At 62.7% G+C, this 17,803-nt stretch carries 16 protein-coding genes and 1 riboswitch; of the genes, 8 read left to right on the top strand and 8 right to left on the bottom strand.

The features are described 5' to 3' along the window. Positions 1–65 precede the first annotated feature (65 nt). Complete coding sequence (locus AC3CCE_RS09820) at positions 66–518, bottom strand: hypothetical protein (RefSeq protein WP_031194264.1); 453 nt, start codon at positions 516–518, stop codon at positions 66–68. A 241-nt stretch (positions 519–759) separates the two neighbouring features. Continuing rightward, entirely contained in the window at positions 760–1,764 is a 1,005-nt protein-coding gene (locus tag AC3CCE_RS09815) for a hypothetical protein (RefSeq protein ID WP_023755560.1), read from the bottom strand. A gap of 343 nt (positions 1,765–2,107) precedes the next feature. On the opposite strand from AC3CCE_RS09815, the gene glmM reads away from it, so the two are divergent. From glmM to serA, 5 genes are all read left to right on the top strand, one after another. Continuing rightward, on the top strand, positions 2,108–3,460 hold the full coding sequence (glmM, locus tag AC3CCE_RS09810; protein WP_023673591.1) for a phosphoglucosamine mutase: 1,353 nt from the start codon (positions 2,108–2,110) through the stop codon (positions 3,458–3,460). A gap of 252 nt (positions 3,461–3,712) precedes the next feature. Continuing rightward, a complete protein-coding gene (locus tag AC3CCE_RS09805) occupies positions 3,713–4,528 on the top strand; it encodes an outer membrane protein (RefSeq protein ID WP_023684191.1) in 816 nt (271 codons plus the stop codon). A gap of 229 nt (positions 4,529–4,757) precedes the next feature. Then, positions 4,758–5,528 carry an outer membrane protein gene (locus AC3CCE_RS09800; RefSeq protein ID WP_023684192.1) on the top strand — a complete coding sequence of 257 codons (771 nt, stop codon included), beginning with the start codon at positions 4,758–4,760 and terminating at the stop codon, positions 5,526–5,528. Between the two features lie 201 nt (positions 5,529–5,729). Continuing rightward, positions 5,730–6,905 carry a phosphoserine transaminase gene (locus AC3CCE_RS09795; protein ID WP_352623693.1) on the top strand — a complete coding sequence of 392 codons (1,176 nt, stop codon included), beginning with the start codon at positions 5,730–5,732 and terminating at the stop codon, positions 6,903–6,905. A gap of 58 nt (positions 6,906–6,963) precedes the next feature. Further along, positions 6,964–8,565 carry a phosphoglycerate dehydrogenase gene (gene serA / locus AC3CCE_RS09790; RefSeq protein ID WP_023699182.1) on the top strand — a complete coding sequence of 534 codons (1,602 nt, stop codon included), beginning with the start codon at positions 6,964–6,966 and terminating at the stop codon, positions 8,563–8,565. A 64-nt stretch (positions 8,566–8,629) separates the two neighbouring features. Here the strand turns inward: serA and AC3CCE_RS09785 are convergent, their stop codons facing one another. Together AC3CCE_RS09785 and AC3CCE_RS09780 are read right to left on the bottom strand one after the other, a co-directional pair. Next, positions 8,630–9,094: a DUF2231 domain-containing protein gene (locus AC3CCE_RS09785; protein ID WP_023742249.1), complete on the bottom strand. Its 465-nt coding sequence runs from the start codon at positions 9,092–9,094 to the stop codon at positions 8,630–8,632. A gap of 105 nt (positions 9,095–9,199) precedes the next feature. Then, positions 9,200–10,105, bottom strand: a complete 906-nt coding sequence (locus tag AC3CCE_RS09780; RefSeq protein ID WP_023726194.1) for a DMT family transporter — start codon at positions 10,103–10,105, stop codon at positions 9,200–9,202. A 209-nt stretch (positions 10,106–10,314) separates the two neighbouring features. Here AC3CCE_RS09780 and AC3CCE_RS09775 point away from each other — a divergent pair, with 209 nt between their 5' ends. Further along, the gene (locus tag AC3CCE_RS09775) at positions 10,315–11,613 is read left to right on the top strand and encodes an adenylosuccinate synthase (protein WP_023684197.1); all 1,299 of its coding nucleotides are present in this window, start codon (positions 10,315–10,317) and stop codon (positions 11,611–11,613) included. Between the two features lie 76 nt (positions 11,614–11,689). Continuing rightward, complete coding sequence (locus AC3CCE_RS09770) at positions 11,690–13,348, top strand: hypothetical protein (protein WP_488377130.1); 1,659 nt, start codon at positions 11,690–11,692, stop codon at positions 13,346–13,348. 26 nt (positions 13,349–13,374) lie between these two features. Here AC3CCE_RS09770 and AC3CCE_RS09765 read toward each other — a convergent pair whose 3' ends face one another. The 4 genes from AC3CCE_RS09765 to AC3CCE_RS09750 are packed head-to-tail and all read right to left on the bottom strand — an operon-like array spanning position 13,375 to position 16,453. Then, the gene (locus AC3CCE_RS09765; protein WP_023673676.1) at positions 13,375–13,674 is read right to left on the bottom strand and encodes a CcdB family protein; all 300 of its coding nucleotides are present in this window, start codon (positions 13,672–13,674) and stop codon (positions 13,375–13,377) included. Continuing rightward, positions 13,674–13,916 (bottom strand): type II toxin-antitoxin system CcdA family antitoxin, encoded by a 243-nt coding sequence (locus tag AC3CCE_RS09760; protein WP_023693600.1) that lies wholly within the window; start codon positions 13,914–13,916, stop codon positions 13,674–13,676. The genes AC3CCE_RS09765 and AC3CCE_RS09760 overlap by 1 nt, the downstream gene beginning before the upstream one ends. 55 nt (positions 13,917–13,971) lie before the next feature. After that, positions 13,972–15,792: an ABC-F family ATP-binding cassette domain-containing protein gene (locus tag AC3CCE_RS09755; protein ID WP_023690493.1), complete on the bottom strand. Its 1,821-nt coding sequence runs from the start codon at positions 15,790–15,792 to the stop codon at positions 13,972–13,974. A gap of 1 nt (position 15,793) precedes the next feature. After that, positions 15,794–16,453 carry a thiamine diphosphokinase gene (locus AC3CCE_RS09750; protein ID WP_023690494.1) on the bottom strand — a complete coding sequence of 220 codons (660 nt, stop codon included), beginning with the start codon at positions 16,451–16,453 and terminating at the stop codon, positions 15,794–15,796. A gap of 162 nt (positions 16,454–16,615) precedes the next feature. After that, positions 16,616–16,730, top strand: a riboswitch (TPP riboswitch). 43 nt (positions 16,731–16,773) lie between these two features. On the opposite strand from AC3CCE_RS09750, the gene thiB reads away from it, so the two are divergent. Beyond that, a complete protein-coding gene (thiB, locus tag AC3CCE_RS09745; protein WP_352623687.1) occupies positions 16,774–17,781 on the top strand; it encodes a thiamine ABC transporter substrate binding subunit in 1,008 nt (335 codons plus the stop codon). Positions 17,782–17,803: the final 22 nt, after the last annotated feature.

Below are 17,803 nucleotides of genomic sequence, written 5' to 3'. Positions count from 1 at the left end.
AGACTCAAGAGAAGGCCGCCAACCTTGCGGTTGGGGGCCTTCGATCTTCAAACGCTGCTGGTCGATTAGCTCTTCAGCTTGGCGTTGCAGAGGCTGTAATAGCCGCCGCCCTTCTGGATCCAGCGAAGGCCGTTCAACGTACCCGCGTCCTTGTTGCCGTGGTAGCCCTGCAGGCAGGTCTTCATACGCGCCTTCGAGGGCTTCTCGGTCTTGAATTCGGCGGCGAGGGTGGTCGGGAATGTCACGCCCGTCGGCGCTACAACGGGGGCGACCGCCGCGCTGGTTTCCTTCTTCGGCTGCGGCTGGGTTTTGACCGCATCCGTACTGGCACTCTCCGCAGCTGACGTCGCACACTTCTCGGTGCGGAAAGCGGTCCAATCCATGCCGTTCAGAGTGCCGCCTTCCTTGGCTGTGCGATAAGCCTCGCCGCATTCCTTCATTGTCAGTGCGCTTGCAGGGGCGACGCTCCACGCAATCCATGCCGTCACAGCCAATGCCGCCAATTTCAATCTGGACATAAGACTCTCCTGGTTGACAAAAGTTCGATGTCCTTTTGTATACCATTTGTTCTGTATATGTTCAATTGGAATCTTTGCGAACCACCGATATGTCTGGGGTGGGCAGTGTGGGCGAATAGATGATGCCGACAGCTTCCGCGATATGTAGACGTCGATCAACGCCGGGTGTGTTCGAGCGCAATAAAAAGGCCCGCGCATGCTGCGATGCGCGGGCCTCTGTCTGGAGAATATGGCTACGCGATCAGCTCTTCAGCTTGGCATTGCAGAGGCTGTAGAAGCCGCCGCCCTTCTGGATCCAGCGCAGGCCATTCAGCGTGTTGGCATCCTTATTGGCGTAGTAGAGCTCGAGGCAGGTGTGCATGCGGCCCTTGGCCGGCGTCTCGCCGGCGTATTTCTTCGAGATCGCGGCCGGGAACTTCACACCCTTGGGAGCGGTGACCGAGGGCTTCTCGGGCTCGCTGGTATAGGTCGCCTCGCTCGGAGCGGGCACGGTGTCGTCGTCATCTGCGCCTGCGCCGCATTCGGCCTTGCGGAAGTCGTTCCACTTCTTGCCGCCCAGAGTATTGGCAGACTTGGCAGCCTGGTACTTGGCGCTGCAATCGGCCATGCTCAGGCCCTTGCCGCTGCTGTCGGCAGCTGCCTTGGTGGTTGCCTTGGCGGGTGCTGCCGCGGCCGAGGCCCCGGCGGCGCATTCGGTCTTGCGGAAGTCGTTCCACTTTGCGCCATTGAGCGTACCGGCGGCCTTTGCCGCCTGGTACTTGGTGCTGCATTCCTTGGCCGTCAGGCCCTTAGCGCCATCGTCGGTTGTGGCTGCGGCCTTGGTCGTGGCCTTGGCGGGTTCTGCCGCGGCGGATGCGCCGGCGGCGCATTCGGTCTTGCGGAAGTCGTTCCACTTTGCGCCATTGAGCGTACCGGCGGCCTTGGCAGCCTGGTATTTAGCGCTGCATTCCTTGGCCGTCAGACCCTTGGCGCCGTCATCAGCAGCGGCGGCGGCCTTGGTCGTGTCCGTCTTGGCCGCAGCGGCCTTCTTGGCCGCCGGCTTTGCGGTCTCGGTGGTGGCCGCCGCGTCGGTGCCGCACTCGGCCTTCCGATACTGATTCCAGGTCTGCCCGTTCAGCGTGCCGGCGTCCTTGGCGGCATTATACTTGGTACTACACTGGGCCATGGTCAGCGCGCTGGCGGGCGCCGCCATGAACAAGGTTGCGACGGCAAGACCCGTCAAAGTTGCAAGTCGGTGGATGAGCATGGCGTTCTCCCGTTGCTGCGCCCATAGGTTGTACCTGTGTCAATCAATAGCTCTCAACGCTAGGCTGCGCCAGATGCTAAACGGCGTTCTCCCGATAAGGTGATGGACCCTTGCGATCTGCCGCTCCAACAGTCCGGCTTACCGGCCCAATCTGCGCAGTGTGGCCCAGTGTGAATGCTATATTGCGGCAACACCGTGTCATGATACGCTGCCAACGCTCCGAACAGCCTGCTACAATGATTTTCTAAGAATTGGTAATATACAATCACACAATGTGATAGTCGGGCTCGGACCAATTGTGGCATTACGAGCCGGCTGAAAACCGACGGGGATTCTGGCAAGCATGGCAGGACGTTATTTTGGCACCGACGGCATTCGCGGGCGCGCCAACAAGTTTCCGATGACGGCTGAGATCGCGATGCGGGTCGGCATGGCCGCCGGCCTGTCGTTCCAGCGCGGCAGCCATCGCCACCGCGTCGTGCTCGGCAAGGACACCAGGCTGTCCGGCTACATGATCGAAAACGCCATGGTGTCCGGCCTGTGCGCGGCCGGCATGGATGTGTTCCTGCTCGGCCCGATCCCGACACCGGCGGTCGCCATGCTGGTACGCTCGCTGCGTGCCGATATCGGCGTCATGATCTCGGCCTCGCACAATCCCTATTACGACAACGGCATCAAGCTGTTCGGTCCCGACGGGTACAAGCTCTCCGACGAGATCGAGGAGCGCATCGAGAGCATGCTCGACAAGGATATCGAACTGGCGCTCGCCGATTCCGACGGACTTGGCCGCGCCAAGCGCGTCGACGGCGTGCATGACCGCTACATCGAATTCGCCAAGCGCACGCTGCCGCGCTCAATGTCGCTGTCGGGTCTCAGGATCGTCGTCGATTGCGCCAACGGCGCGGCCTACAAGGTGGCGCCAGCAGCACTTTGGGAACTGGGCGCCGAGGTCATTGCCATCAATGTCGATCCGAACGGTTTTAACATCAACAAGGAATGCGGCTCGACCCATCCGGCCGGCCTGCAGAAGAAGGTGCATGAAGTGCGCGCCGATATCGGCATCGCACTCGACGGCGATGCCGACCGTGTCGTCATCGTCGACGAGAACGGCACCATCGTCGACGGTGACCAGATCATGGCGCTGATCGCCGAGTCCTGGCACCAGAGCGGGCGACTGGCCGGCGGCGGCGTCGTCTCGACGGTGATGTCCAATCTCGGCCTCGAACGCTTCCTTGGCGACATGAAGCTGCAGCTGCATCGCACCAAGGTCGGCGACCGCTATGTCGTGGAACATATGCGCGCGCACGGGTTGAATGTCGGCGGCGAGCAGTCGGGCCACATTGTGCTGTCCGATTTCTCGACCACTGGCGACGGGCTGGTCTCGGCTCTGCAGGTGCTGGCCTGCATCAAGCGGCAGAACCGGCCGGTCAGCGAATTGTCGAAGAAATTCGAGCCGGTGCCGCAGCTGTTGAAGAATGTCCGCATCGCCGGCGGCAAGCCGCTTGAGGAAGCCACGGTCAAGGCGGTGATCGAAGACGCGCGCAACCGTCTCGGCAAGGCCGGCCGCCTGGTCATACGGCCCTCCGGCACCGAGCCGCTGATCCGCGTCATGGCCGAGGGCGACGACCCACAGCTGGTCGAGGCCGTGGTCAACGACATCGTCGACATTATTTCGGAAACGCGCAGCGCCGCCTGATTGCGCTGCGTCCAACGGCAGGGGCGAACTGCCGGCTCAAGACTTCAAGCCCGCCTGCAGGCGGGCTTTTTGTTTCGGCCAGGGTTGGTCCCAAGCGTTATGCCGGCGGAGACTGTTTGCTAAAATGTCGAGAATTCGTGGTTAATCGACAGGGTTAAACGCCTTTTAACTTTTCCAATTCATTATCCACAACTGAGGTCAATCACATTCGGGCAAGTTGGACTTTCCCGACGGTTCTCAGGGGTGACAAACATGTTCAATACAGCAAAAAAGGCCCTCCTTGCCGCGCTGTTCGCAGGTGTGGCCGGGCCAGTATTCGCCGCCGATCTGGCGGAGCCGCCGGTGGTCGAAGAGGCGCCGGCGCCGATCGCCTACGAGCAGCCGGCCGATTTCGGCGGCTGGTACATCCGCGGCGACATCGACTATCATAAATCGGATTTGCGCGGCATCGACTATATCACCTACGGGCCGCCTCCCGGCAGCAATGTTTTCGATTCCGGCGAGCTTAAGGGCGGCTTCTCACTCGGCGCCGGCATTGGCTACAAGATCAACGATCATTTCCGTACCGACCTGACAGCCGACTATTGGTTCGCTTCGGACTTCAACGGATCAACCAACGATGGCGTTACGACCTCGGTCGAAGTGTCGAAAATGAGCGCATTGCTGCTCTTGGCCAACGCCTATTACGATATCGGCACCTGGCACGGCATCACGCCTTATGTTGGCGCTGGCATCGGCGGCGCGCACGTCAAATGGGATACCGTCCACGACCCGAACACAACCGAGACCAACCCCGGGTCGAAGAATTGGCGCTTTGCCTACGCGCTCATGGCCGGCGCGTCCTATTGCCTTACCGACAGGGTGATCCTGGATGCCGGCTATCGCTACTCTCACATTGAGGGGGGCCGCATGTTCGACTTCGACGTGAGCAGTTCCGGGCCCGGCTTCGACCATGGCATCAACACACATGAGGTACGAGGCGGTCTGCGCTATCAGTTCGGCGGCAATAATGGTTGCACATCGCCGGAGCCCTACGTTCCAGAGCCGGAGCCGATCTACACCAAGTAGTCGCTTCGAAATCCAGGAATTCGCGAACCGCCCGGTCTTGCCGGGCGGTTTTCGTTTGCCGATGCTTGCGCGTTTTCAACCGGCCGCGTGTGCCGAAGAAACCCAATTGAAATCAATTCGGTACGCCGCGTTATCCTTAACCCTGACTTAACCACTATGGTTAACAATGCTCGGTGAAACGGCGCTTGCGATCAAAATGACGGGCGCCAATTTCAGGAGCCGGGGACCCATGAATTTCAAATCGCTGACAGCGCCGGCGCTCGCCGCACTCGTCCTTGTGCCGCTGACGCCGGCGCAGGCCGCGGACTACGATCCGCCGATCTATGTCGATCAGGCGCCGGACTATCAACCGGTCGAGGTCGGCTCGGGCTGGTATCTGCGCGGCGACGTCTCTTATCTGGCGCAGAAGAGCTACGAGGATCAGGATTTCACCTTCGCCCCCGCGAGCTTCAGCGAGAAGCAGGATCCGGCCTTTGCCAGCATCGGCTTCGGCTACCACTTCAACGACTATCTGCGCGGCGACGTCAATCTTGGCTATCTGCCCGGCAACAAGATCGGCGTCGGCTTTGACGATTCGGCGACGCCGCCGCCGGGTGGTGCGACCATCGCGTCGGCATCGCTGCAGAATTATTCCCTGTCGGGCATGGTCAATGGCTATGTCGATCTCGGCACTTATGTCGGGATCACGCCCTACCTCGGCGCCGGCATTGGGCTGGTCCGGAGCAAATACAAGCTGTCGGCGAGTTACTTCACCGACAATGTCGACCCTACGGATGATTTCGTCCGGAACGACAACAAGACCCAGTATTCCCTCGCCTACACGCTGGATGCGGGCCTGGCCTATCAGGTGACCAAGAATGTTTCTGTAGATCTCGGCTACCAGTACTTCTCCGCGCCGGATGCCGAATATGTCACGGCCGAGAGCCTGACCTCCTATCCGATCCGCAAGGGCATCAGCAATCATCAGGTCAAGCTCGGCCTGCGCTACGACCTCTGGTAGGAAGCTTGCTGTTCGGAAGCCCAACGGCGGATCTCTTCGATCCGCTGTTTGCGTTTTAGCCCACGACATGCTGATCCCGTATCGCCGGTATCCCGCCAGCGACAAAAACTTTCCTCTTGACGCCTGAGGGCTGAACGCATATCGCCGTCCGTGGGCCACCCCTCCCCAACGAGGGGCCACTATCTGGAAGGATAGACCACGATGACGACGCATACGAAGCCCGGACTCCGTCCGGCAAACCCCAATTTCTCCTCAGGTCCCTGCGCAAAACGCCCCGGCTGGTCGGTCGAGGCACTGAAGAATGCTGCGCTCGGCCGTTCCCACCGCGCCAAGATCGGCAAGACCAAGCTCGAACAGGCGATCGAGCTGACGCGCGAGATTCTCCAGGTTCCGGCCGATTACCGCATCGGCATCGTGCCGGCGTCGGACACGGGTGCTGTCGAGATGGCGCTGTGGTCGCTGCTCGGTGAACGCGGTGTCGACATGGTGGCATGGGAAAGCTTTGGCTCCGGCTGGGTGACCGATGTGGTCAAGCAGCTGAAGCTAGTCGATATCAGAAAGATCGAGACAGGCTATGGCGAGCTGCCGGATCTCACCAAGATCGATTTCGACCGCGATGCGGTCTTCACCTGGAACGGCACGACCTCAGGCGTGCGCGTGCCGAATGGCGATTTCATCCCGGCGGATCGCAAGGGCCTGACCATCTGCGATGCCACCTCAGCGGCATTCGCGCAAAAGCTCGATTTCCAGAAGCTCGATGTCGTCACCTTCTCCTGGCAGAAAGTGCTGGGCGGCGAGGGCGCACACGGCATGCTGATCCTGTCGCCTCGCGCCGTCGAGCGACTGGAAACCTACAAGCCGGCGTGGCCGCTGCCGAAAATCTTCCGCCTGACCTCGGGCGGCAAGCTGATCGAAGGCATCTTCAAGGGCGAGACCATCAACACGCCGTCGATGCTGTGCGTCGAGGACTATCTCGATGCGCTTCATTGGGCGAAGTCGATCGGCGGTCTCGATGCGTTGATTGCCAGAGCCGATGCCAATGCCGCCGTGCTCGATGGCTTTGTCGACAAATCGTCCTGGCTCGGCCATCTCGCGGTCGATGCGGCGACACGGTCCAACACGTCCGTATGTCTGTCCTTCACCGACGCCGATGTCGCGGCGCTCGACGCCGACGGGCAGGCGGCTTTCGCCAAGGCGATCGTCTCTGTGCTCGACAAGGAAGGCGTCGCGTACGACATCGGCTCCTATCGCGATGCACCTTCCGGCCTGCGCATCTGGTGCGGTGCCACCGTCGAGACATCCGATCTCGAGGCGCTGCTGCCTTGGCTCGACTGGGCCTTCGCCACGCAGAAGGCTTCGCTGAAGGCCGCAGCCTGAGATTTCGTGGTGGCCTGCGGGCCGCCCTTTCCCGACAATCCAGTTCAAGGAGGCCGCCATGGCGCCCCGCGTTCTCGTCTCTGACAAACTCTCCACCACCGCCGTCCAGATATTCAAGGACCGCGGTATCGAGGTCGACTATTTGCCTGATCTCGGCAAGGACAAGGAAAAGCTGCTCGAAGTCATCGGCCAGTATGATGGCCTTGCCATCCGCTCGGCGACCAAGGTCACGGAAAAACTGATCAACGCCGCGACAAGACTCAAGGTCGTCGGCCGCGCCGGCATCGGTGTCGACAATGTCGACATCCCCGCGGCGAGCCGCAAGGGCATCATCGTGATGAACACGCCTTTCGGCAATTCGATCACCACGGCCGAACATGCGGTGGCGATGATCTTTGCACTCGCACGGCAGATCCCGGAGGCCAATGCCTCGACCCATGCCGGCAAATGGGAAAAGAACCGCTTCATGGGCGTCGAGATCACCGGCAAGACGCTGGGCGTTATCGGCTGCGGCAATATCGGCTCGATCGTCGCCACGCGGGGCGTCGGCCTGAAGATGCATGTCGTTGCCTTCGACCCGTTCCTGTCGGACAAGCGCGCCGAGGAACTCGGCGTCGACAAGGTCGAGCTGGACGAGCTGTTCGCCCGCGCCGATTTCATCACGCTGCACACGCCGCTGACCGACAAGACGCGCAACATCATCGACGCGGCGGCGATCGCCAAGATGAAGAACGGCGTGCGCATCATCAATTGCGCGCGTGGCGGGCTCATCGTCGAAGCCGACCTGGTCGCGGCGCTGAAGAGCGGCAAGGTGGCGGGGGCCGGCGTCGATGTGTTTGAGGTCGAACCGGCGGAGAACAACGCGCTGTTCGGCATGGAGAATGTAGTGGCAACGCCGCATCTGGGCGCCTCGACAGCGGAAGCGCAGGAAAATGTCGCGCTCCAGGTGGCCGAGCAGATGGCCGACTATCTGATCAAGGGCGCGGTTTCGAATGCCATCAACATGCCCTCGATCACGGCCGAGGAAGCACCGCGGCTAAAGCCGTTCGTCAAGCTCGCCGAAGTGCTCGGCGCCTTTGTCGGCCAGGTCACCGAGGACCCGATCAACGAGGTCGAGATCCTGTTCGATGGCTCGACCGCGACGATGAACACGCGTGCCCTGATCAGTGCCGCGCTTGCCGGACTGATCCGGCCGCAGGTCGCCGACGTCAATATGGTGTCGGCGCCGATCATGGTGAAGGAGCGCGGCATCATCGTCGCCGAGGTCAAGCGCGACAAGTCGGGCGTGTTCGACGGCTACATCAAGCTGACGGTGAAGACCGAGCACATGACGCGCTCGATCGCCGGCACCTGCTTCTCCGACGGCAAGCCGCGCTTCATCCAGATCAAGGGCATCAATCTCGACGCCGAGGTCGGCCAGCACATGCTCTACACAACCAATGCCGATGCGCCCGGCATTATCGGCCTGCTCGGCACGGTGTGCGGCGAGAACGGCGTCAACATCGCCAACTTCCAGCTCGGCCGCAACCGGCCGGGCGGCGATGCGATCGCGCTGCTCTATCTCGACGCGCCGTTCCCGGAGAAAGTGCTGGAACAGGTCAAGGCGCACAAGTCCATCGACTCGGCCAAGCGGCTGCAGTTCGACGTCAACGCAATGTAGTTGACGGCGTGGCGGATGCGGCGGTCCTCCCCCCATCATTGGGGCGGCCGTCGCAGAGGCCGGTTCAGGTCAATTCGTCTGAGCCGTCGGAGACGCCCACGCGATGCCGATAGACCAATTCCCAGCCCTTCCAGCCTGTAAACAGCAGGACCAGAACCACGATCAGCGACAAGATAAAGCCGGTCGGGATCACGGCCGCCGCTCCAGCGACATAACGCGAGTACCAGTTATAAAGCTCGATCAGCACAACGAGCACGTTGCCGCCGGCATGGAGCCATGCCGTCGTGAGATTGCGGATCCGAACATCGCCGAGAACATCCGTCAGGCCGGTAAGAGCGGCCAAGGCGCCCATGATCAGGCCGGCGCCGAGAAGCCAAAGCGATCCGGTGACCCACCCTGGATCGGCTGTTTGCCAGAAAATCAGATCGCAAACGAAGGTGCCGACAAAGAAGGCGATCGGAAACGGAATCAGCATTGGATGAATGGGGTGACCGGCAATGCTTGCCGTGCTGCGAGGGTTGTGGCTCATCTTGTTGCCTCCCTCCCCAGCAAACTCCGCCAGAGGTAAAATGTTCCAGGTCGGCGCGCGGCAGCAGTTATCGCGACGGCGGCGCAGCGCGGCAGCAGCCAAATGTTATCCGCGGCGGTTCGGTGCCGCCATCTTGCGCCCGCTGTATTCGGCGAGCGAAATGCCGCCCAGCACCAGGACGAGCGCCAGCGCCTGGTAGAGCTGGAATGTCTCGCCGACGATCAGCACTGACAGCAGCGTGCCGAAGATCGGCACCAGATTGATGAACAGCCCGGCACGGTTGGCGCCGATCAGTTCGTTGCCCCTGATGTAAGTGATCTGCGAAATGACCGAAGCGCCGATCGCGGTATAGACGATGACCACCCAGCCGCTGATATCGGGGACGATAACCTTGCCGGCGGCGACCTCCCACAGGAAGAACGGCAGCGAGGTGATGAGGGCAGCGATCGCCAGGGACAACATCAGGCTCTGCCAGCGCATCACCGGCTTCAGCCGCAGCCCGACCGAATAACCGCTGTAGAGGACGACCGCGACCAGCATGATGGCGTCGCCGAAATTGAGTTCCAATGGGAGCAGCCGGCGCGGATCGCCGTGGCAGGCAGTCAAGATGACACCGAAGATGGTCAGCACCACGCCCGCAATCTGCGCCCAGCTCACGCGCAGGCGGAAGAAGAAGAAATTGGCAATGATGATCAAGACCGGCATTGCCGCCTGTTCGATCGAGACATTGATCGCGGTCGTGTAGTTGAGCGCGGTGTAAAAAATGGTGTTGAACAGAGTGAAGCCGCTGGCGCCAAGTGCAGCCAGCACGAACCAGTGTTTGCGCACCACCTGCCAGTCCTCCCTGATCGTGCGCCAGCCGATCGGCAGCAGGATCGCGACGGCCAGCACCCAGCGCAGGAAGACCAGCGTCATCGGCGAGACGTGATCGACCGCCAGCTTGCCGGCGACGGAATTGCCGCCCCACAGCAGGGTGGTCAGCAGCAGGAACAGGTAGGCGCGTCGATGCATTGCGGGATTCCGGCCGCCTGGGAAGTTGTGTTTGCCGGCCTATTGCCCCCGCCGACGCAAGTAAATGATGTCAAAGCCGAAAATTGTTGTGCCTCAGGGCATTTTCGGCGGCAAAGAAAGGTCGCGCTTGCGAGGTCTTGACGCTATAGAGGCCTGTCGTTTCGAACCATATCCAGGCCGCCAGGGCGGCATCTCAAGGGAAAAGAAACATGGCCAATGTGGTGGTCGTCGGCTCGCAATGGGGCGACGAAGGCAAGGGCAAGATCGTCGACTGGTTGTCGGAGCGCGCCGACGTGGTCGTGCGCTTCCAGGGCGGCCACAATGCCGGCCATACGCTGGTCGTCGACGGCAAGGTCTACAAACTGTCGCTGCTGCCGTCGGGCGTGGTGCGGCAAGGCAAGCTGTCGATCATCGGCAATGGCGTCGTCTTCGACCCGCACGCCTTCGTCGCGGAAGTGGCAAAACTCAAGGCGCAAGGCGTCGAGGTCACGCCGGACCGCCTGAAAATAGCCGAAAACACGGCGCTTATCCTGTCGCTGCACCGGGAGCTGGACGGATTCCGCGAGGACGCCGCCTCCAATTCCGGGACGAAAATTGGCACGACGCGTCGTGGCATCGGCCCAGCCTATGAAGACAAGGTGGGCCGGCGCGCGGTTCGGGTGATGGATCTGGCGGATTTGGAAACGCTGCCTCTCAAGGTCGACAGGCTGCTGACGCATCACAATGCGCTGCGTCGCGGGCTTGGCCATGGCGAAGTCACGCATGAGGCGATCATGACCGAGCTGACCTCGGTCGCCGATGAGATCCTGCCCTATATGGACCGCGTCTGGAAAATCCTCGACGACAAGCGCCGCGCCGGCGAACGCATCCTGTTCGAGGGCGCGCAAGGCACGCTGCTCGACATCGACCACGGCACCTATCCGTTCGTCACCTCGTCCAACACCGTTGCCGGCCAGGCAGCCGCCGGCTCGGGGGTGGGCCCCGGCGCCATCGGCTATGTCCTGGGCATCACCAAGGCCTATACGACGCGTGTCGGCGAAGGCCCGTTCCCGACCGAGCAGAAGAACGAGATCGGCGAATTTCTCGGTACGCGTGGCCACGAATTCGGCGTCGTCACCGGGCGCAAACGCCGTTGCGGCTGGTTCGACGCCGTGCTGGTGCGCCAGGCCGTCGCCGTCAACGGTATCAAGGGCATCGCCCTGACCAAACTCGACGTGCTCGACGGGCTGGATGAGATCAAGGTCTGCACCGGCTACCGTCTCGACGGCGAAACGATCGACTATCTGCCGGCCAGCCAGGGCGCGCAGGCGCGTGTCGAGCCGGTCTACGAGACGCTCGAAGGCTGGAAAGGCACCACAGCCGGCGCGCGCAGCTGGAACGACCTTCCGGCGCAGGCCGTCAAATATGTCCGTTACATCGAGGAGCTGATCGGGGCACCCGTCGCGCTCCTTTCCACCAGCCCGGAACGGGACGACACGATACTTGTGACCGATCCGTTTCAAGACTAGTTTTCTGAAGCCTTTCCGGGCATCGCGGCCGATTTGCGGGGGCCGGCGCGGAAACAAAATACAGGTCGACTGAAGCATGGCAGATTTCGTTGCTATTCTGAAAAAGGCGCTCGACAAGCACGGCGACGAAACGCCCGAAAAGCGTACGCGGATCTATGAAAGCGTTCGTACCATGCTGGCGAAGAAGCTTGCGGAGTATTCGCCGCCGCTCGCCGCCGAAGCCATAAGCACGCAGAAGCGATCCCTGGAAGATGCCATCTCGAGCGTCGAGCGCGACTATGCCAGGGCGGTGCCGGCATCCGATCCGCTGGCGGAGCTGGAGCACATCTTCTCCTCCATAGACCGCAACAAGAACCAGTCCAGTCATGTAAAGCCTTCCGCCACGCCTGCGCCGGCCTGGCAGCCGGCGAAACCCGTGCAGCCGGCGCCGACCGCCAGGACAGAGCCGAGCTGGCAGAGGCCCGCGCCGACACCGCCGTCGCCTGCGGCGCGTGCAGAAACCATCGACAAGCAAGCCGTGGAGCTGGACGCCGACGACGACAGCGCCGATGTGTTCGCCAATGACGAGCAGCCGGTCGCGGACACGTTCCAGCGCCTGCGCCCAGCCGAGCGCAGGCGCAGCTATGGCGGGTTGATCGCGGCTGTCGTCGCGCTTCTGGTGGTCGCCGGCGGCGGCTATGGCATCTGGCTGAACAAGGATGCCTTTGGCTCGATGCTGGGCCTCGGCGGCGACACCAAGACGGTCTCGACCGAACCGCTGGTAAAGCCGGCGCCGGCCAAGCCCGCGGCCGATGCACCGGCACCGGCCGCTGCCGGCGAGGGAACGAAGTTCACCCAGCGCCTGTCGCCCGAAGGCGGTGAAACCGACCCCGGTCCCGCGGCCGGTCAAAGCGGCATCGGCGAGGGCGAGTCCGTCGCCGCGCTGACCACACCGCCACCCCCGGCTCCAGCGCCACCTGCGGCTCCAGCGCCTGCGACCCCGCCGGCCGCCGGCGCCGCAGCCACGGGCGCGCCCGCCACGCCGGCGCCCGACGCTTCCGCCACGCCAACGGCAACGCCGCCCGCCGATGGCGTCGCTCCGCCGGCCAACGGGGCAGCACCGGCTGATGCCGCCGCCACGCCGCCCGCGGCCGGCACGCCGCCCGCTGCGCCGGCGGCCGCCGCTCCCGCGCCGACCGTTGCGGTCGGCCAGAAGGCGATCTTCTACGAGGAACGCACCTCGACCGCGCAAGGTTCGGCCGAACCCGGCAGCATCGTCTGGTCGCTGGTGCAGGAATCGCCCGGCGGCGACCTGCCGCCCGAGCCGGCGATCCGCGCCGAGGCGACCATTCCCGGCAAGGACATCCAGCTGCGCATGACCATCCGCCGCAATACCGACCAGACGCTGCCGGCCAGCCACATCATCGAGATGATCTTCCTGACGCCCGAGGGCTTTGACGGCGGTGGCGTCGACAACATCCTGCGCGTCGCCATGAAGAGTTCGGAACAGGATGCCGGCAGCCCGCTGATCGGCATTCCGGCCAAGATCGCCGACGGCTTCTTCCTGGTGGCGCTCAACGACACCAAGGCCGACGAGGACGCCAATATGACCTTGCTTCGAGGCCAGGACTGGATCGACGTGCCGGTGGTCTACAAGACCGGACGCCGGGCGCTGCTGACCATGGAAAAGGGCATTCCGGGCGAGAAGGTGTTCGACGAGGCGCTGAAGGCCTGGCAGGCCAAGACGGCAGGTTGACGGGCGGCAGTAGCGGCTGCCTTCGCTCAGAAGCCCTGGAACAGCATGTCGAGGGCGGCGACGATGTCGTCGTGATGTCTAGAAAGGTTTCCCTCTGGCATCCGCAATTCGGACGCGCTGAAGGCCGACACAAACTGTGTGACCATCACAAGATCTTTGCCGTTTATAGCGAAGGTCGGGTTCAGGCGGCGGCCAGGAAGCGGGGCAATCTCGGGCGGCATCAAAGGAACGACCACCCTCGTGCTCAGCCCTTCAAGCATATCTGACTGCACGTCGAGAAGATAACCGTCGCTCTCGGTACTCCGATAGAAATCGTAACGCGCCATCAGAACGGCCGGTGTTTAGCCAATGGCAGTCCGTTCTTTCGGACATATTCGTTGGAGCTTTCGATGGCTTCCCTGTTTTCTTCTTGCCATCGACGCGTTTTCTCCGCCGCAATCGCTTTCGCGATCCCTGCTTCGGCAGCGCGGGAGATGTTGATGCCCAACGCTTTGGCGTCCTTGATCAACTGAGAGTCAATGGACGTGTTGACAGAGGTCCGCTGAGTTTTTGGCGTCGATTGAAGCACGGAGATGCCTCCTTTCATGCGCACAATATACGCGCATAAAAGACCGCAGGCAATGCTACCCCTCCATCTCCTCACGCAGCATTTCCAGTTCCAGCCACTCTTCCTCGAGTGCGGCCAGCGTGGCGCGTTCCTTGTCGAGGGCGGCGATGGTCTTTTGGAACGAGGCCGGGTCGCGCTCGTAATAGGCGGGATCGGCGATGTTGTTTTCCAAACGCGAGATCGAGGCCATTACCGCCTCGATCTTCTTGGGCAGCGATTCCAGGGCGAATTTCTGCTTGAACGACAGTTTCTTCGACGGCCCTTTTGGCGCTGCCGGCTCGCTCTTGCCCGGCGCCGGCGCATCGCTGGCTTCGGCCTTGGCGCGCGCCTTGCGGTCGTCGAGCCGGGTGCCGCCGCGCTGCGCCAGCATGTCGGAATAGCCACCGGCATATTCGATCCAGCGGCCGCCTCCGTCCGGGGCGATGATGCTGGTGACGGTGCGGTCGAGGAAGTCGCGGTCGTGGCTGACCAGGATGACCGTGCCGGCAAAGCCGGCGACAAGTTCCTGCAACAGTTCCAGCGTCTCCATGTCGAGATCGTTGGTCGGCTCGTCGAGCACCAGAAGGTTGGCCGGCCGCGCCAGAACACGCGCCAGGAGCAGCCGCGCCCGTTCGCCGCCGGACAGCTCGCGCACCGGGGTGCGCGCCTGTTCCGGCTTGAACAGGAAATCCTTCATGTAGGACACGACATGGCGCTGCTCGCCATTGATGACGAGGTTTTCGCCGCGCCCGTCCGTGAGATACTGCGCCAGGGTCTCGGCCGGATCGACCGCCTCGCGCTTCTGGTCGAGCGTGGCGATTTCCAGATTGGTGCCGAGCCGCACCGAGCCGGCATCGGGCTTCATCTCGCCGGTGAGCATCTTCAACAGCGTCGTCTTGCCGGCGCCGTTCGGCCCGACAAGGCCGACGCGATCGCCGCGCTGGATGCGGGTCGAGAAGCCCTTGACCACGGTCAGGTCGCCAAAACTCTTCTCGATGTTCTTGGCCTCGATCACCAGCTTGCCGGATTCGGCGGCGTCGCTGGCCACCATGGTCGCCGAGCCCTCGGCGCCGCGATGGCCGCGAAAACGCTGGCGCATGGTCTGCAGTTCGCCCAGGCGGCGCATGTTGCGTTTGCGGCGAGCCGTCACGCCATAGCGCAGCCAATGCTCCTCGCGCACGATCTGGCGGCCGAGCTTGTGCTGTTCGCGCTCTTCCTCTTCCAGCACAAGGTCGCGCCATTCCTCGAAATGGCCAAAGCCCTTGTCGAGGCGGCGGGTCTGGCCACGGTCGAGCCAGACAGTGGCGCGCGAGACGCGTTCGAGGAAGCGACGGTCGTGCGAGATGACGATCAGCGCCGAAGACGTCCGGACAAGCTCTTCTTCCAGCCATTCGATGACCGACAAATCGAGATGGTTCGTCGGCTCATCAAGCAGCAGAATATCGGGTTCGGGCGCCATGACGCGGGCAAGTGCTGCGCGGCGCGCCTCGCCGCCGGAGAGATCGTTGGGGTTCTCCGTGCCGGCGAGGCCGAGATGCTCCATCAGATATGTGGCGCGGTAGGGATCGTCGGCAGGCCCAAGCCCGGCCTCGACATAGGCGCGCACATTGGCAAAGCCGTCCATGTCGGGCATTTGCGGGAGATAGCGCACCGTTGCCGAAGGCTGGCGGAAGACCTCGCCGTCTTGCGGCTCGATCAGACCAGCAGCAATCTTCAGGAGCGTCGACTTGCCGGAGCCGTTGCGGCCGACGAGCGCGATCTTGTCACCGGCGGACGCCGTCAGTTCGGCGCCATCGAGCAGCGGCGTGCCGCCAAAGGTCAGTCTTATGCCGTCGAGGTTGAGAAGGGGCGGGGCCATGTCAGCTTTCAGGCAAGGGGTAGGGGTGGGCGAGCAGCAGCGCGCGGCCATGGCCGAGCGCGATTTCGAGGCCGCCCCCGGTCGTGTTGGACTTGACCTCGTTCGAGATGGTCAGCGACGAGCCGAACACGACCTCGACATGGTCGAGCGGCCACTTCGCGCCGGACACGGTGAGGCCCGAAAGATCGGAAAAGCCGAGCACCGAAAACAGCGTTCCGTCGGCATAGTCGAAGCCGGCCTTGCCAGGCAGCAGAGGGGCGCCTTCCTGCGCTCCGCTGGTCAACAGCAATTTTGTGCCGGCCTCGGCCAGCCGCAGGCTGAGCGCCAGATGGAGGAAGGCGTGGTCGGCGCGCTTGCCGCCGAAAGCGCCGGCCAGCACCAGGCTGGTGGCGCCGCGTTCCAATGCCGCCGCGATCGCCAGTTCGCCATCGGTCTTGTCCTTTTCGGGAGGAAACACCTCCCGCGGCACGGCGGCGAGATCGGCAGGCAGGTCCGCCGGCACGGAATCGAAATCGCCGACCCACAGCTCCGGCATCACGCCGAGCAGGCGGGCATGATCGATGCCGGCGTCGGCGGCGATGACGCGCGTGCCCGCGACCTGGCGGTCGAGCCGCGGCGTGCGGACGAGATCGCCGCCAAGCAGGATGGTGAATGTGCTCATATCCGCTGGCCCTTACCAGCCCCGCCGACGAAACGGAAGGCCGAGCGGCACCGTCACTCTTTGTTGGAGCATGATCTTTTTCCGGAAACGGATTCCACTTTCCGGGATCACGCTCGGGCAAACTTCCACTTGCGTGGCACCTTGGCCGGGCCTATGTGTCGAAACGCTCTAACGGGGTGCCGGACGCGATCTTCGCGGACCGGCTGAGAGGCAGTCTCGCCAACCCGCTGAACCTGATCCGGTTTGTACCGGCGGAGGGATTAGACGCTTCGGACAGCCCGACGCCTCAATTCCTTTCAACACGAATGAAGGAGGCGCCGATGCGCATTTTTTTGTCCCGTCTTGTCCCAGCGCTTGGGCTTGCTGTTTCGCTACTGGCAAGCCCTGCGTGCGTGCAGGAAAAACTCACGATCTATACCTATGAGAGTTTCACTGCCGACTGGGGTCCAGGCCCCCAGGTGAAGAAGGAATTCGAGGCCGAGTGTGGCTGCAGCGTCGACTTCGTCTCGGTGGCCGACGGCGTCGCGCTGCTCAATCGCGTCAAGCTCGAAGGTGCGTCGACCAAAGCCGATATCGTGCTTGGCCTCGACACCAACCTCACCGCGGAAGCCAAGGCTTCCGGCCTGTTTGTCCCACATGGCGCGGTGGCTGAAAACAACGTGCCGGGCGGCTGGAGCGACGACACTTTCGTGCCCTACGATTATGGCTATTTCGCCGTCGTCTACGACACCGAGAAGCTGAAGAACCCACCGAAGAGCCTGAAGGAATTGGTCGAGGGCGATGCCGCCGACAAGATCGTCATCCAGGATCCGAGGACGTCGACGCCGGGCCTTGGCCTGCTGCTGTGGGTTAAGTCGGTCTATGGCGACAAGGCGCCGGAAGCCTGGGCGAAACTCAAGGGCAAAGTGCTGACGGTGACGCCGGGCTGGAGCGAGGCCTACGGCCTGTTCACCAAGGGCGAGGCGCCGATGGTGCTTTCCTATACGACGTCGCCGGCCTACCACATGGTGGCGGAGAACACCGGGCGCTACCAGGCGGCCTCGTTCGAGGAAGGCGAGTATCTGCAGATCGAGGTCGCCGGCATCACCACCACGGGCGCGAAGAATCCGCTGGCGGCGAAGTTCCTGGCCTTCATGACCGGGCCGAAATTCCAGGATGTCATTCCGGAGACCAACTGGATGTTCCCTGCCGGGAAAACCGACAAGCCGCTCAATCCGGCTTTTGATAGGCTGGTCAAGCCGGCGAAGACCTTGCTGTTCAGCCCGGAAGAGGTCGCGGCAAATCGCAAGGCCTGGGTGGATGAATGGCTGGCGGTGATGAGCAAGTAGATTTGGCTGTATAGTCAAAAGA

Source organism: Mesorhizobium sp. P160187, from assembly GCF_057766425.1.
Note: the sequence above shows the minus strand (reverse complement) of the source record. Positions and strands in the feature narration are given on the sequence as shown.

What these genes read in the sequence shown, in the direction of transcription:
- AC3CCE_RS09820 (WP_031194264.1), bottom strand. Translation starts at nt 518, where the DNA reads ATGTCCAGATTGAAATTGGCGGCATTGGCTGTGACGGCATGGATTGCG.
- AC3CCE_RS09795 (WP_352623693.1), top strand. Translation starts at nt 5,730, where the DNA reads ATGACGACGCATACGAAGCCCGGACTCCGTCCGGCAAACCCCAATTTC.
- AC3CCE_RS09805 (WP_023684191.1), top strand. Translation starts at nt 3,713, where the DNA reads ATGTTCAATACAGCAAAAAAGGCCCTCCTTGCCGCGCTGTTCGCAGGT.
- AC3CCE_RS09780 (WP_023726194.1), bottom strand. Translation starts at nt 10,105, where the DNA reads ATGCATCGACGCGCCTACCTGTTCCTGCTGCTGACCACCCTGCTGTGG.
- AC3CCE_RS09785 (WP_023742249.1), bottom strand. Translation starts at nt 9,094, where the DNA reads ATGAGCCACAACCCTCGCAGCACGGCAAGCATTGCCGGTCACCCCATT.
- serA (WP_023699182.1), top strand. Translation starts at nt 6,964, where the DNA reads ATGGCGCCCCGCGTTCTCGTCTCTGACAAACTCTCCACCACCGCCGTC.
- AC3CCE_RS09775 (WP_023684197.1), top strand. Translation starts at nt 10,315, where the DNA reads ATGGCCAATGTGGTGGTCGTCGGCTCGCAATGGGGCGACGAAGGCAAG.
- AC3CCE_RS09750 (WP_023690494.1), bottom strand. Translation starts at nt 16,453, where the DNA reads ATGAGCACATTCACCATCCTGCTTGGCGGCGATCTCGTCCGCACGCCG.
- AC3CCE_RS09765 (WP_023673676.1), bottom strand. Translation starts at nt 13,674, where the DNA reads ATGGCGCGTTACGATTTCTATCGGAGTACCGAGAGCGACGGTTATCTT.
- AC3CCE_RS09800 (WP_023684192.1), top strand. Translation starts at nt 4,758, where the DNA reads ATGAATTTCAAATCGCTGACAGCGCCGGCGCTCGCCGCACTCGTCCTT.
- AC3CCE_RS09770 (WP_488377130.1), top strand. Translation starts at nt 11,690, where the DNA reads ATGGCAGATTTCGTTGCTATTCTGAAAAAGGCGCTCGACAAGCACGGC.
- thiB (WP_352623687.1), top strand. Translation starts at nt 16,774, where the DNA reads ATGCGCATTTTTTTGTCCCGTCTTGTCCCAGCGCTTGGGCTTGCTGTT.
- AC3CCE_RS09815 (WP_023755560.1), bottom strand. Translation starts at nt 1,764, where the DNA reads ATGCTCATCCACCGACTTGCAACTTTGACGGGTCTTGCCGTCGCAACC.
- glmM (WP_023673591.1), top strand. Translation starts at nt 2,108, where the DNA reads ATGGCAGGACGTTATTTTGGCACCGACGGCATTCGCGGGCGCGCCAAC.
- AC3CCE_RS09755 (WP_023690493.1), bottom strand. Translation starts at nt 15,792, where the DNA reads ATGGCCCCGCCCCTTCTCAACCTCGACGGCATAAGACTGACCTTTGGC.